The sequence below is a fragment of the Pseudomonas sp. genome (assembly GCF_030696055.1).
GTDB lineage: Bacteria > Pseudomonadota > Gammaproteobacteria > Pseudomonadales > Pseudomonadaceae > Aquipseudomonas.
Map to the genome: position 1 here is coordinate 19,007 of NZ_JAUYNP010000248.1, position 13,294 is coordinate 32,300.

The 13,294-nt window shown below is 60.7% G+C and carries 15 protein-coding genes and 3 pseudogenes; 16 read left to right on the top strand and 2 right to left on the bottom strand.

Annotated features, from left to right (window positions below):
- Positions 1–44: 44 nt before the first annotated feature.
- The 10 genes from fabD (at position 45) to Q8Q83_RS14615 (ending at position 8,318) form a co-directional block, all read left to right on the top strand.
- Positions 45–983: an ACP S-malonyltransferase gene (fabD, locus tag Q8Q83_RS14570; protein ID WP_305624859.1), complete on the top strand. Its 939-nt coding sequence runs from the start codon at positions 45–47 to the stop codon at positions 981–983.
- A gap of 15 nt (positions 984–998) precedes the next feature.
- Positions 999–1,742: a 3-oxoacyl-ACP reductase FabG gene (gene fabG / locus Q8Q83_RS14575; protein WP_305624860.1), complete on the top strand. Its 744-nt coding sequence runs from the start codon at positions 999–1,001 to the stop codon at positions 1,740–1,742.
- 197 nt (positions 1,743–1,939) lie between these two features.
- Entirely contained in the window at positions 1,940–2,173 is a 234-nt protein-coding gene (gene acpP / locus Q8Q83_RS14580; protein WP_058066290.1) for an acyl carrier protein, read from the top strand.
- A 106-nt stretch (positions 2,174–2,279) separates the two neighbouring features.
- Positions 2,280–3,524: a beta-ketoacyl-ACP synthase II gene (gene fabF, locus Q8Q83_RS14585; protein WP_305624861.1), complete on the top strand. Its 1,245-nt coding sequence runs from the start codon at positions 2,280–2,282 to the stop codon at positions 3,522–3,524.
- Positions 3,524–4,339, top strand: coding sequence for an aminodeoxychorismate lyase (pabC, locus tag Q8Q83_RS14590; protein WP_305624862.1), 816 nt, complete (start codon positions 3,524–3,526; stop codon positions 4,337–4,339). The genes fabF and pabC overlap by 1 nt, the downstream gene beginning before the upstream one ends.
- A 3-nt stretch (positions 4,340–4,342) precedes the next feature.
- Positions 4,343–5,392 (top strand): endolytic transglycosylase MltG, encoded by a 1,050-nt coding sequence (gene mltG, locus Q8Q83_RS14595; protein ID WP_305624863.1) that lies wholly within the window; start codon positions 4,343–4,345, stop codon positions 5,390–5,392.
- A 26-nt stretch (positions 5,393–5,418) separates the two neighbouring features.
- Positions 5,419–6,051: a dTMP kinase gene (tmk, locus tag Q8Q83_RS14600; protein ID WP_305624864.1), complete on the top strand. Its 633-nt coding sequence runs from the start codon at positions 5,419–5,421 to the stop codon at positions 6,049–6,051.
- Positions 6,044–7,030, top strand: a complete 987-nt coding sequence (locus Q8Q83_RS14605; protein ID WP_305624865.1) for a DNA polymerase III subunit delta' — start codon at positions 6,044–6,046, stop codon at positions 7,028–7,030. The genes tmk and Q8Q83_RS14605 overlap by 8 nt, the downstream gene beginning before the upstream one ends.
- A gap of 35 nt (positions 7,031–7,065) precedes the next feature.
- Entirely contained in the window at positions 7,066–7,422 is a 357-nt protein-coding gene (locus tag Q8Q83_RS14610) for a PilZ domain-containing protein (RefSeq protein ID WP_058066284.1), read from the top strand.
- 113 nt (positions 7,423–7,535) lie between these two features.
- Entirely contained in the window at positions 7,536–8,318 is a 783-nt protein-coding gene (locus Q8Q83_RS14615) for a TatD family hydrolase (RefSeq protein ID WP_305624866.1), read from the top strand.
- A 245-nt stretch (positions 8,319–8,563) separates the two neighbouring features.
- Here the strand turns inward: Q8Q83_RS14615 and Q8Q83_RS14620 are convergent, their stop codons facing one another.
- The gene (locus Q8Q83_RS14620) at positions 8,564–9,697 is read right to left on the bottom strand and encodes an aminotransferase class V-fold PLP-dependent enzyme (RefSeq protein WP_305624867.1); all 1,134 of its coding nucleotides are present in this window, start codon (positions 9,695–9,697) and stop codon (positions 8,564–8,566) included.
- 75 nt (positions 9,698–9,772) lie between these two features.
- On the opposite strand from Q8Q83_RS14620, the gene Q8Q83_RS14625 reads away from it, so the two are divergent.
- The 5 genes and pseudogenes from Q8Q83_RS14625 to Q8Q83_RS14640 form a co-directional block, all read left to right on the top strand.
- Positions 9,773–10,411: a TetR/AcrR family transcriptional regulator gene (locus Q8Q83_RS14625; RefSeq protein ID WP_305624868.1), complete on the top strand. Its 639-nt coding sequence runs from the start codon at positions 9,773–9,775 to the stop codon at positions 10,409–10,411.
- Positions 10,412–10,490: 79 nt separating this feature from the next.
- The gene (locus Q8Q83_RS14630) at positions 10,491–11,459 is read left to right on the top strand and encodes a GTP 3',8-cyclase MoaA (protein WP_305624869.1); all 969 of its coding nucleotides are present in this window, start codon (positions 10,491–10,493) and stop codon (positions 11,457–11,459) included.
- Positions 11,460–11,486: 27 nt separating this feature from the next.
- Positions 11,487–11,600: pseudogene (locus tag Q8Q83_RS14635) on the top strand (radical SAM protein); the annotation flags it as partial.
- Between the two features lie 535 nt (positions 11,601–12,135).
- Positions 12,136–12,309 carry a gamma-mobile-trio protein GmtX gene (gene gmtX, locus Q8Q83_RS20265; RefSeq protein WP_371132417.1) on the top strand — a complete coding sequence of 58 codons (174 nt, stop codon included), beginning with the start codon at positions 12,136–12,138 and terminating at the stop codon, positions 12,307–12,309.
- A gap of 59 nt (positions 12,310–12,368) precedes the next feature.
- A pseudogene (locus Q8Q83_RS14640) lies at positions 12,369–12,701 on the top strand (hypothetical protein); the annotation flags it as partial.
- A gap of 13 nt (positions 12,702–12,714) precedes the next feature.
- On the opposite strand, the gene Q8Q83_RS14645 reads toward Q8Q83_RS14640, so the two are convergent.
- Entirely contained in the window at positions 12,715–12,942 is a 228-nt protein-coding gene (locus Q8Q83_RS14645) for a helix-turn-helix domain-containing protein (RefSeq protein ID WP_305624870.1), read from the bottom strand.
- A 104-nt stretch (positions 12,943–13,046) separates the two neighbouring features.
- Between Q8Q83_RS14645 and Q8Q83_RS14650 the strand changes: the two are divergent.
- Positions 13,047–13,294: pseudogene (locus tag Q8Q83_RS14650) on the top strand (hypothetical protein); the annotation flags it as partial.

Below are 13,294 nucleotides of genomic sequence, written 5' to 3' on the forward strand. Positions count from 1 at the left end.
GGGCGCAAATTTCCGACGATCAAGATCATTAGGAACAGGTTTCCATGTCTGCATCTCTCGCATTCGTCTTCCCTGGCCAGGGCTCCCAGTCTCTGGCAATGTTGGCCGAGCATGGCGCTCGGCAGCCGCTGATTCTGAATACCTTTGGCGAAGCTTCCGAAGCCCTGGGTTATGACCTCTGGGCGTTGACCCAGCAGGGCCCGGAAGAGCAACTCAATCAAACCGACAAGACCCAGCCGGCGATCCTGGCGGCTTCCGTTGCGCTGTGGCGCTTGTGGCTGGCCGAGGGTGGTGCGCGTCCGGCCTTCGTCGCCGGTCATAGCCTGGGTGAGTACTCGGCGCTGGTAGCCGCCGGCAGCCTGTCGTTGGCGGCCGGGGTCAAGTTGGTCGAGCACCGTGGGCAGTTGATGCAGCAGGCTGTGCCGGCTGGGCAGGGCGGCATGGCCGCTATTCTCGGTCTGGAAGATGCCGATGTGTTGGCCGCCTGCGCCGAGGCGGCGCAGGGGGAAGTGGTCAGCGCAGTGAACTTCAACGCGCCAGGCCAGGTGGTGATAGCCGGCGGTGCGGCCGCTGTAGCGCGCGCTATTGAAGCCTGCAAGGCGCGTGGTGCCAAGCGCGCCATGCCGCTGCCGGTCAGCGTGCCTTCGCATTGCGCCTTGATGCGTCCGGCTGCCGAACGCTTTGCCGAGGCCGTTGCGGCAATCGACTGGCAAACCCCGCAAATCGCCCTGGTGCAGAACGTCAGTGCCGCGGTGGTGACTGACCTCGAGAGTCTCAAGCGCGACTTGCTGGCGCAGCTCTACAGTCCGGTGCGCTGGGTTGAGTCGATGGTCTGCCTGGCGGGGCAGGGTGTGACCGATTTGGTTGAGTGCGGTCCTGGTAAGGTGCTGTCCGGTTTGAACAAACGCTGCGTGAAAGGCATCAATACCCACAACTTGGACACCCCGGACGCTTTCGCTGCCGCGCGTGCGGCCCTGGTCTGATTAAGGAGAAATTCTATGAGCCTACAAGGTAAGGTCGCGCTGGTTACTGGCGCTAGCCGTGGTATTGGCCAGGCAATCGCCCTGGAATTGGGTCGTCAAGGCGCTGTGGTGATAGGCACTGCAACCTCCGCTGCGGGTGCCGAGCGGATCGCCGAAACCCTGAAAGCCAATGGCATCGAAGGTGCTGGTCTGGTGCTGGATGTCAGCAGTAATGAATCGGTTGCCAGCACCCTTGAGCATATCCAGCAACATCTGGGTCAGCCGTTGATTCTGGTCAATAACGCTGGTATCACCCGCGATAACCTGATGCTGCGGATGAAGGATGACGAGTGGTTCGATGTCATCAATACCAACCTGAGCAGCCTGTACCGGCTGACTAAGGCGGTACTGCGCGGCATGACCAAGGCGCGTTACGGGCGCATCATCAATATCGGCTCGGTAGTTGGCGCCATGGGCAACGCCGGCCAGGTAAACTATGCTGCGGCCAAGGCCGGGCTGGAAGGTTTCGGTCGTGCGTTGGCGCGCGAAGTCGGTTCGCGGGCGATTACCGTGAACGCTGTTGCACCAGGTTTTATCGACACCGATATGACCCGCGAACTGCCGGAAGCCCAGCGTGAAGCGCTGCTTACCCAGATTCCGCTGGGCCGTTTGGGGCAGGCTGAAGAGATCGCGAAAGTGGTCGCTTTCCTCGCTTCTGATGGCGCGGCTTATGTCACAGGCGCTACTATCCCTGTGAATGGCGGGATGTACATGAGCTAAATGTGACGGATGCCTTCAGAAAACTGTCATAGATGCTGTCTAAAATCCGTTATAAAGCTGCAACAGGTTTATAGGCAGATCGTTGAAGTGTTCCTGGGGGCTCCCCGGCATTCAGCTTGAAATGCTAAAAACCCTTTCTATACACTTGGCCGCAGATTAGTGGCCTGGATTTGTCCCATTAGGAGTGAGAACAAGGTATGAGCACCATCGAAGAACGCGTCAAGAAAATCGTTGCCGAGCAACTGGGCGTCAAAGAAGAGGAAGTAACCAACAGCGCTTCCTTCGTCGAAGACCTGGGTGCCGACTCTCTTGACACCGTTGAGCTGGTGATGGCTCTCGAAGAAGAATTCGAGACCGAGATCCCGGACGAACAAGCCGAGAAGATCACCACCGTTCAGGAAGCTATCGATTACGTTACCGCGCACGCGTAAACGCAATCGTCGGTTCCCGACTCGGAAAAGCCGCACTCCCTAATCAGGTGTGCGGCTTTTCTTTAAGCGCATTCCTAGCGTCGTAAAACTAGAAAAGGAGATTGCTGTGTCGCGTAGACGCGTCGTGGTTACCGGTATGGGCATGTTGTCGCCACTGGGTAACGATGTGCCGAGCAGTTGGCAGGGCATTTTGGCCGGGCGCAGTGGTATCTGCCTGCTCGAACATATGGACCTTTCCGCGTTTTCCACCCGTATCGGTGGTTCGGTTAAGGGCTTCAATGTCGAGGAATACTTGTCCGCCAAGGAGGCACGCAAGCTCGATCTATTTATTCAGTACGGTCTGGCCGCCAGCTTTCAGGCGATGCGCGATTCCGGGCTGGAAGTGACAGACGCCAACCGTGAGCGCATCGGTGTGGCCATGGGTTCGGGTATTGGCGGTTTGACCAATATCGAGAACAACTGCAGGGCTCTGCATGAGCAGGGGCCGCGGCGCATTTCGCCGTTCTTCGTGCCGGGCTCGATCATCAATATGATTTCCGGGTTCCTGTCGATCCATCTGGGTCTGCAGGGGCCTAACTACGCCATCGCCACCGCCTGTACCACCGGTACCCATTGCATCGGCATGGCGGCGCGCAATATCGCCTACGGCGAGGCCGACGTGATGGTCGCCGGCGGTGCCGAAATGGCCGCCTGCGGTCTGGGCTTGGGTGGTTTTGCTGCCGCGCGGGCCATGTCGACGCGCAACGACGATCCGACCCGGGCCAGCCGCCCATGGGACAAGGATCGTGATGGTTTTGTGTTGTCCGATGGCGCCGGCGCCCTGGTGCTGGAAGAGTTGGAACATGCCCTGGCGCGTGGCGCGCACATTTATGCCGAGCTGATCGGCTTTGGCATGAGCGGCGACGCCTATCACATGACCTCGCCGCCGGAAGACGGCGCGGGTGCCGCGCGCTGCATGACCAATGCCCTGCGGGATGCGGGCTTGCAGCCTGAGCAGGTGCAGTACATCAATGCCCACGGCACCTCGACCTCGGCCGGCGACAAGGCCGAAGTGGCCGCGGTGAAGTCGGTATTTGGCGAGCACGCCTACAAACTGGCGGTCAGCTCGACCAAGTCCATGACCGGCCATCTGCTCGGCGCCGCCGGTGCGGTGGAGGCAATCTTCTGCGTGCTGGCCATCCGTGATCAGGTCGCGCCGCCGACCATCAACCTGGATAACCCGGACGAGGGTTGCGACCTCGATTTCGTCGCTCATGGGGCCAAGGCCATGCCCATCGAGGTGGCACTGTCCAACTCCTTCGGTTTTGGCGGCACCAACGGCTCGCTGGTGTTCCGCCGGTTCGCCGGCTGATGCTGAGCTGGATCGACGGCCAGCCGGCCGAGCTGCTATCCGTCAAGGATCGCGGCTTGGCCTACGGCGATGGTCTGTTCGAGACCATCGCCGTCACGTCGGGCAAGGCTTCTTTGCTGGATCGCCATCTGGCACGCTTGGCCGCAGGCTGCGCGCGCCTGCAAATTCCTCTCGACATGGCGTTGCTAACTGCTGAGTTGCTGGCGTTCAGCCAACAGCTGGGCGATGGCGTGGCCAAGTTGATACTGACCCGCGGCGATGGTCTGCGCGGTTATGCCCCGCCGCAGCCGGCGCAGCCGCGACGCATCCTGCAAGGGGCGGCGAAACCGAGTTATCCCGTGCTCAATGCCGAGCAGGGCGTGCGCCTGTTTCCCTGCGCGACGCGCCTGGCCGAGCAGCCTCTGCTGGCGGGGCTGAAACACCTCAATCGTCTGGAGCAAGTGCTGGCGCGGGCCGAATGGCAGGACGCCGAGCATGCCGAGGGGCTGATGCTGGACGTCAGCGGGCGGGTGATTGAGGGGGTCTACAGCAACCTGTTTATCGTCAAACAGGATGTGTTGCTTACCGCGCAGCTGTCTCGCTGCGGGGTGGCCGGGGTGATGCGTGCGGAGTTGCTGGAGCAGGCCGCGGCTCTCGGTATCGAGTGCCAGGTGCGTGATCTCAGTTATGCCGAGTTGCTGGCGGGCGATGAAGTATTTCTCTGTAACAGCCTCTATGGCATCTGGCCGGTGCGCGCCTTGCTCACGCACGACTGGCCGGTCGGCCCACTCACCCGTAAACTGCAGAACATTGCCCGCGATCTACTGGACTGCTGATTCGTGATACGCAAATTATTGCTGCTGCTGGAAGGCGGCGTGTTGTTGGCTGGCTTGCTGGTGGCTTTTGTCGCCTGGCAGCAGCATACGGCGTTGCACCAGCCGCTGAATCTGACCGAGGAGTACTTGGTCGAGGTGCCAGCTGGGGCCACTCCCGGTGGCGTACTGAACCGGCTAGAAGACGACGGGGTGCTCGATAGCGCCTTCTGGCTGCGCCTGTACTGGCGTTTCAATCTGCGCAATCAGCCGTTGCACAGCGGCGAATATCGACTGACTCCCGGCCTCAAGGCGATCGACATGCTGGGGTTGTGGCGTCGCGGCGACGTGGTGCAGTACAGCCTGACCCTGGTCGAGGGTTGGAGCTTTCGTCAGGTGCGTGTGGCCTTGGCCCGTGAAAGCAAACTCGATCTGACCCTGAGCGAGCTGAGCGACGCGCAGCTGATGAAACGCCTGGGGCTGCCGGGGCTCAACCCGGAAGGGCGGTTCTTTCCGGATACCTATAGTTTTGTCCACGGCATGACTGACCTCGAACTGCTCAAGCAGGCGCACACTCGACTGGAACAGGTGCTGGCCGAGGAGTGGGCCAAGCGCGCCGAGGACCTGCCTTACAAAGAGCCCTACGACGCCTTGATCATGGCCTCGATGATCGAAAAGGAAACCGGGGTGCCGGAAGAACGCGGCGAGATCGCCGGTGTGTTTATCCGTCGCCTGCGTATCGGCATGCGCCTGCAGACCGATCCCACGGTGATCTACGGCATGGGCGAGCGCTATAACGGCAAAATCACCCGTGCCGATCTGCGTGAGCCGACGGCCTACAACACCTATACCATCGACGGCATGCCGCCGACCCCCATTGCCCTGGTCGGCCGTGAGGCCATCCATGCGGCGCTGAATCCGGTGGCTGGCAGCAGTCTGTATTTCGTCGCCCGGGGCGATGGCAGCCATGTGTTCACCAGTACCCTGGAGCAGCACAACCAGGCGGTACGCGAGTTTCAACTCAAGCGGCGCGAGGACTACCGGTCCAGCCCGGCCCCCGTAGCGCCTAATAAATAGCGCCCAACAATGAGTAAGGACAGTCTGTGAGCGGTTTGTTTATCACCCTGGAAGGTCCCGAGGGCGCCGGCAAGAGCACCAATCGCGAATACCTGGCCGAACGCCTGCGTGAGCAGGGCATTGATGTGCTGTTGACTCGCGAGCCGGGCGGCACGCCCTTGGCTGAGCGGGTGCGCGAACTGCTGCTGGCGCCCAGCGACGAGCCGATGGCGGCCGATACCGAGCTGCTGCTGGTATTCGCTGCGCGCGCCCAGCACCTGGCCCAGGTGATACGCCCGGCCCTGGCCCGTGGTTGCGTGGTGCTCTGTGACCGCTTCACCGATGCCACCTACGCCTACCAGGGCGGCGGCCGCGGCCTGTCCGAGACGCGTATCGCCGCGCTGGAGGATTTCGTGCAGGGCGGGTTGTGTCCCGATCTGACCTTGGTCTTCGATCTGCCGGTGGAGGTCGGCTTGGCCCGCGCCGCGGCCCGCGGTCGCCTGGACAGGTTCGAGCAGGAAGATCGCCGGTTTTTCGAGGCGGTGCGCCAGACCTACCTGCGCCGCGCCAGCCAGCAGCCGCAGCGCTATCGCATCCTGGATGCCGCGCAGTCGCTGAGCCAGGTGCAGCAGGCCCTGGATGCTTTGCTGCCGGAACTGCTGGAGCTGCAGCGTGGCTGAAGCCTACCCCTGGCAGGATTCGCTCTGGCAGCAACTGGCCGGGCGCACGCAGCACGCCCATGCCTATCTGCTGCATGGCCCGGCAGGCATAGGCAAACGCGCCCTGGCCGAGCGCCTGATGGCGCGTCTGCTCTGCCAGCGCCCCGAAGGGCTGGACGCCTGTGGCCAGTGCAAGTCCTGTCATCTGCTGGCGGCCGGCACCCATCCGGACAATTACATCCTCGAGCCGGAAGAGGCGGATAAGGCCATCAAGGTCGACCAAGTGCGTGAGCTGGTGGGTTTCGTGGTGCAGACCGCGCAACTGGCCGGGCGCAAGGTGGTATTGGTCGAGCCCGCCGAAGCGATGAACCTGAATGCCGCCAACGCCTTGCTGAAAAGCCTGGAAGAGCCTTCGGGCAATACCGTGCTGCTGCTGGTCAGTCACCAGCCCAGCCGGCTGCTGCCAACGGTGAAGAGCCGCTGCGTGCAGCAGGCCTGCCCTTTGCCCAGTGAGGCGATGAGCCTGGAATGGTTGGCCAAGGCGCTACCGGACTGCAGCGTGGACGAGCACCGCGAACTGCTGTTTCTGGCCGCCGGCTCGCCCTTGGCGGCCGTACGCATGCAGGCGCAGGGCGTCAGTGCCCAGCGCGCCCAGGTGGTCGAGGGGGTGAAAAAACTGCTCAAGCAGCAGATCGCCCCCAGTCAGCTGGCGGAAAGTTGGAATGCGGTGTCTCTGCAGCTGCTGTTCGACTGGTTCAGCCAATGGTCGCAGTTGATGTTGCGCTACCAGCTGACCCGGGATGAAGAGGGCCTCGGTCATGCCGATATGCGCAAGGTGGTGCAGTACCTGGCAGAGAAAACCCCGCAAGCCAAGGTGCTGCTGATTCAGGGTTGGTTGTTGGCGCAGCGACAGAAAGTCATGGCCAAGGCCAACCTCAACCGTGTGTTGCTTCTCGAAGCCTTGCTGGTGCAGTGGGCAAGCCTACCCGGACCGGGCTAGAATCGCTTATTGAGTCATAAAACCAGGAATGCCGCATGAGTCTGCCTCCTAACTTGGGCCCGCGTAACGGGATCTTGTCCCTGACCATCAAGGACAAGTCTGTGCTCTATGCCGCTTATATGCCCTTTATCAAGAATGGCGGTCTGTTTATCCCGACCAACAAGAGCTACAAGCTCGGCGATGAAGTGTTTATGTTGCTCAACCTGATGGACGAACCGGAAAAAATCCCGGTGGCCGGCAAGGTGGTCTGGATCACGCCCAAGGGGGCTCAAGGCAACCGCGCGGCCGGTGTCGGCGTGCAGTTCAATGATGGCGACAACAGTGCGCGCAACAAGATCGAAACCTACCTGGCCGGTGCGCTGACCTCGGATCGCCCGACTCACACGATGTAATAGCCGTAAGCGACAAGCCATAAGCTGCAAGCTAGAAGCGACAGGCTCTGAGTTTGTGGCTTGGTGCTTGAAGCTTGAAGCTTGAAGCTTGAAGCTTGAAGCTTGAGGCTCCCATGCTTATCGATTCCCACTGTCACCTCGATCGCCTCGATCTGGCCGCCCATAACGGCTCCCTCGATGCGGCGCTGGACGCTGCGCGGGCGCGCGGCGTCGGTCATTTTCTCTGCATCGGTGTCAGCGCCGACAACGCCGCGGCGGTCAAGGGTCTGGCCGAGCGTTATGCCGATGTCGATTGTTCGGTCGGCGTGCATCCGCTGGATCTCGAGCCCGGTGCCGCTCCTGCTCTGGACTGGTTGCTCGCCGAGCTGAACCATCCGCAGGTGGTGGCGATTGGTGAAACCGGCCTGGACTACCACTACCAGCCGGAAGCGGCCGAGTTGCAGCAGCAAGCCTTCCGCCTGCACCTGCAGGCCGCCCAGGTCACCGGCAAGCCGGTGATAGTGCATACCCGCGAGGCGCGCGCCGATACCTTGGCCTTGCTGCGCGAGGCGGCGCTGGCGCAAGCCGGCGTGCTGCACTGCTTTACCGAAGACTGGGAAATGGCCAAGGCGGCCCTGGATCTCGGTTTCTATATCTCGCTGTCCGGCATAGTCACCTTCCGCAATGCCGAGGCGCTGCGCGAAGTGGCGCGTTTGGTGCCGGCCGATCGTTTGCTGGTGGAGACCGACTCGCCTTATCTGGCCCCGGTACCGCATCGCGGCAAGCCGAATCTGCCGGAGTATGTGCGTGATGTGGCCGAGTACCTGGCCATTCTGCGCGGCGTCAGTTTCGAGCAGCTGGCCGAACAGACCACGACCAACTTTAAGCGCTTATTTCCTCTGGCTAGAGTCCTCTGAATCCAGGTGGCACCTGTACTGCTCTGAATTCGGCGCAAAAAAAACCCGGACTCTGGGGGATGAGTCCGGGTTAAGACCATTAGGAGTAAATCAAGGCACGCGGTCCACGGTACCTTGCCTGGCGGGGCGCTTGGGGGATACGCCGCACACCAGTAATCCTCAGTATCGGTGAAGATTGCCGATCGTCCAGGCCATTTAGCGGCATTCTTAAACGGATTTGGAATACCCAGCGAGCTGTTGAGTCCTCAACCTGTTCCCAGCTGGTGCAGCAGCTGCAAACTTTCCTCTATCACCGCGGTTGGCGTATAGAAATGCGGCGACAGACGGATGCCCGCACCGCGTTGCGCGCAGATGACTTGCTCCTGCTTCAGGCGCTCGAACAACTGCTGGTTCTGCCAGCCAGTCAGGCTGAAATTGACAATGCCGCCACGCCGCTGGGGATTCAGCGGGCTGTGCAGCTGGGCGCCGGGGATCTTCTGCAGACCATCGAGCAGCCATTGCACGCGTTCCTGCAGCGCCGCCTCGACGTGCGCCATGCCGACCTCCTCCAATAGTGACAGGCTGGCCTCCAGGGCCGTGGTGCCGAGCATATTCGGGCTGCCGCATTCGAAGCGCCTGGCGCTGCGGGCCGGCTGCCAGTCCGTGCGTTGGTAGTCGCCGGCGTGTTCGAGCATATGCCAGCCGTATTCGTGCAGTTTCAGCTGCTCGCGCAGGTCGCTGCGGCAATAGAACACGCCCAGGCCTTCCGGGCCGAGCAGCCACTTGTGGCCGTCGGCCATGGCGAAGGCACATTGACTGGCCTGAACATCGAAGGGCAGGGCGCCGAGCTGCTGGATCGCATCGACACAGAACAACACCCCGCGCTGCTGGCAGCCCTGGCCCAGGCGCGGTAAATCCAGGCGCAGGCCGCTGGCGTACTGCACCGCACTGATCGACAGCAGGCGGGTGCGTGGCCCGCAGGCGGCGAGCAGCGCGGCTTCGGGGTCACCCCGCTGCAGATCGATCTGGATCACTTCGACGCCAAAGCGCCTGAGCGCTTGCCAGACCACCCGGTTGGAGGGGAACTCCTCGTTGCTGATCAGCACTTGCTCGCCGGCCCGCCAGTCCAGGCCGAAGGCCACGAAGGAGAGGGCTTCCGAGGTGTTTTTCACCAAGGCGATATCGGCCCAGGAGGGCGCGTTGAGCAGGCGTTGCAGGCGTTCGCGCAGGCGCCGCTCAACCTGCAGCCAATCGGTATAATTGCGGGCACCGCTGCGCGTGTTCTGTTCGGCGAAGCGGCTGACCGCATCGGCCGCCCGTTTGGGCCAGGGGGAAACGGCCGCGTGGTTCAGGTAGCGCAGGCCAGGAAGGAGTGGAAACTCGTCATGAACAGCGTACATGGTCGGATGATCCGTGCAATTTGCCGTTAGTTAGGCATAATACGCGCCTTCGATTTTCGACCCCGTAGTCCTTTTATGCATAAAGAACCCCGCAAGGTCCGTGAGTTTCGCCGCCGCGAACAGGAAATTCTCGATACAGCGCTGAAGCTCTTCCTCGAACAGGGCGAAGACAGCGTGACTGTGGAGATGATTGCCGACACCGTTGGTATTGGCAAAGGCACCATCTACAAGCACTTCAAGTCCAAGGCGGAGATCTATCTGCGCCTGATGCTCGACTATGAGCGCGATCTCAACGAGTTGCTGCACTCGGCCGACATCGACCGCGACAAGGAAGCCCTGTCGCGTGCCTATTTCGAATTCCGTATGCGCGACCCGCAGCGCTATCGCCTGTTCGACCGCCTGGAAGAGAAGGTGGTCAAGGGTAATCAGGTGCCGGAGATGGTCGAGCAGCTGCACAAGATCCGTGCCTCCAACTTCGAGCGTCTGACCCAGCTGATCAAGGGCCGGATCGCCGAAGGCAAGCTGGAAGACGTGCCGCCGTATTTCCATTACTGCGCGGCCTGGGCGCTGGTGCATGGCGCGGTTGCGCTGTACCACTCGCCGTTCTGGAGCAATGTGCTGGAAGATCAGGAAGGCTTCTTCCAGTTCCTGATGGATATCGGCGTGCGCATGGGCAACAAGCGCAAGCGTGACGGCGACACCCCACTTAGCTGAGGTATTCAGCTGCTCGATAACGAATCTGCTGGGCTGGCGGCGACCCTATACTCGGCGCTCACCTTCGCTGGAGTCTTGCATGATCGTTGATCGCCAGGGCAGACGCTTTCGCAACCTGCGCATCAGCCTGACGGCTGCCTGCAACTATGCCTGCACTTACTGCGTGCCCGATGGCAAGCGCCTGGTGGCCGCGCAGGATGAGCTGTCGGCCGAAGCCATGCTGCGTGGCGTGGCCTATCTGATCGAGGCCGCCGGCATCGAACGGCTGCGCATCACCGGTGGCGAGCCGCTGGTCAGCCCCAAACTGGACAGTTTTTTGCGCGGGGTCAGCCAGCTCGGCCTGGCCGATATCAGCCTGACCAGCAATGGCCAGCTGCTGGCGCGCAAGCTACCGCTGCTGCTCGAGTGCGGCATGCGCCGGCTGAATATCTCCCTGGACACCCTGGATACCGAGGCATTCCGCTCGATCGCCCGTGGCGGCGACCTGGCCACCGTGCTGGATGGCCTGCAACAGGCGCGGGCGGCGGGCCTGCAGGTCAAGGTCAATATGGTGCCGCTGCGCGGGCAGAACCTCGATCAGGTGCTGCCGATGCTGGACTACTGCCTGGCCAATGGCTTCGAGCTGCGCTTTATCGAGTTGATGCGCATGGGTCATCTGGCCCGCGACGGTAATAGCTTCCAGCGCCAGTTTGTCGGCATGCCCGAGTTGCTCGGCATGATCGGCCAGCAGCATGACTTTACCCAGGCCAGCGCGGCGCTGGATGCCACGGCGCTGCGCTATGAGATACCCGGGCAGGGCTTTTTCGGCGTGATCGCCAACGAAAGCGTACCGTTCTGCCGCACCTGCTCGCGCCTGCGCCTGTCTTCGACCGGCTGGCTGCATGGCTGCCTGTCGTCGAGCAACCGCCACTATGTCGGCGATCTGCTCGACAAACCGCGTCATCAGGCCTTGCCGGCCTTGCAGGGGCTGCTGCTCAAGGCCCTAGGCGACAAGCAGGAGATTGCCTTCTCCGGTGGCGCGACCGTGATGAAGATTATTGGTGGCTAAGCTCGCCATCTGCTCTGAGTAGACCCTATGCAAGATCTCCCCATCAGCTATATCGAGCCGGTGTTCCGCCCGCCCAGCGAGGCCCATTCGCTGATTCTGCCGGTGACCAACGGCTGCTCCTGGAACCATTGCAGCTTCTGCGCTTAGTTACCCCTAATTGAACTCCTATAATCCCTACTAGCCACTCCTGTTTGCAATTTAGGTTCGATTTTTTCAGCCAGATTGGCTTATTTATGCGCACTCACCCTATGTTTAGTTACCCTAAACAAGTACCTAACGCCCAATAACTCATGAACCACAATCTCATTAGTTGAACTCTTGATCCGAGCAGTGCCGGTTTTTTGGCGTTAATCTAGGTCGTTTCTACAACCGCCTGCATGCGTAGCTTGAATCACGTGCGGATTACACTGTCGCAACTGGCCACAAAGCTTCCTTTACAAAGTCGAGTTTCTGGTGAGGCTTGAACTCTGTGGGCTTAGCTGCGGATACAGAGTACTAGTTTGCGGCTTTCTATTAGGTCGCCTAATGCAAGAAGCTAGGCTGCTTTACTAACAACTCAAGCATTGCCCGTGGTCTATGAGTTCTGTAGGGCTCTCATATTGCTATCAGTTCGCGAGGGCACTTTGGCTTGCCCGTTTTCGAGCGCGACTGGGCATAACGTTTCGACAAGGCGCGCCTGAACGATGCCGAACTGGCGGCACTAAAAGAGGCGATTGATCCGGTAGCGCTTGGCCTTGTGGGACTGTCGATTGGCAGCAGGGGCGAATTGGTAGATGTGAAAGGCAGGAAGATCCACAAGCCCGGTTTCCGTGACGCCATTGAAAAAGTTCTGGCTGTGCAGCTGAAGTGAAAACGGTCATCTAGGTTTGACTCGCTCCTTTGCACGCTTTTCAAGGAGCAGTTGCGTGAATCATTGAGGCGCTGAACGATATCTTCGGTGCCGAAGTGAGCGATGACGACCAACTGCAATTTCTCACTGGCATCGCCCAGCGCATCAGCCGCCAGGAGGATGTCATGGCCCAGGTAAACAACCGCTCGATTGAACAGGTGATGCACGGCCTGTTTCCCAAACGTGTGCTGGACACAGTGTTGGACGCCATGACTGACCACGAGAAGTTATCGCTGGAAGTGCTGGATAACGAGACCAAGACTCGGGCGTTTGAGTTGGTGATTTTGAAGATGCTGACGGCGGTGGGAGGCCTAGGGAAAAGTAACAGCAGCACTTATCTCAGGTCTTCTTGAGCGCCAATATTGATCAGGTGGACAGCTCTGACACCGGAGGTAGAAGGCCTGAAGGGTCGCAGGCGAGCTCGCCTGCGATGCGGTATAGCTTCTCGACGGTGATGTTTACCTCGCCACGCTCGATCCGCCCCACATAGCTGCGGTCGATATTGCACGCCAGCGCCAGTGCATCCTGGGAAATCCGGCAGGCTTTCCTCTGTATTCGGATGCGTTCCCCTAACGCTTTCGCCAACTTATCCATGACCGTCTCAATTCCACTTGAGGCGGCACTATCGTGCGTTTGCGGACGCACGAGCCACGGATTATAATCCGCATTTCTTTCGCGTTAACTCTTCTGGTGTCTCAATGAAATCGGCCTCGTTTATCTTCGACAGGCGTCTGTATGAGCTGCTTCAGGAGGCGGCATTTTTCAAGGTAGTTGTCGCGGCGACCGTGTTTTTATGCCGCGTGTTGCCCACTGCTACCCAGGCCTTTGTGCCGCTGGTATTTGCGCCAGGCGATGCCTGCCAGTTCGACTGGAGCCACGAGCACGTCGAGCTTGATGGCGTGCCGCAGACCATCAAGGTCGCGCATTTCCGCCTGGCCTACAGCCG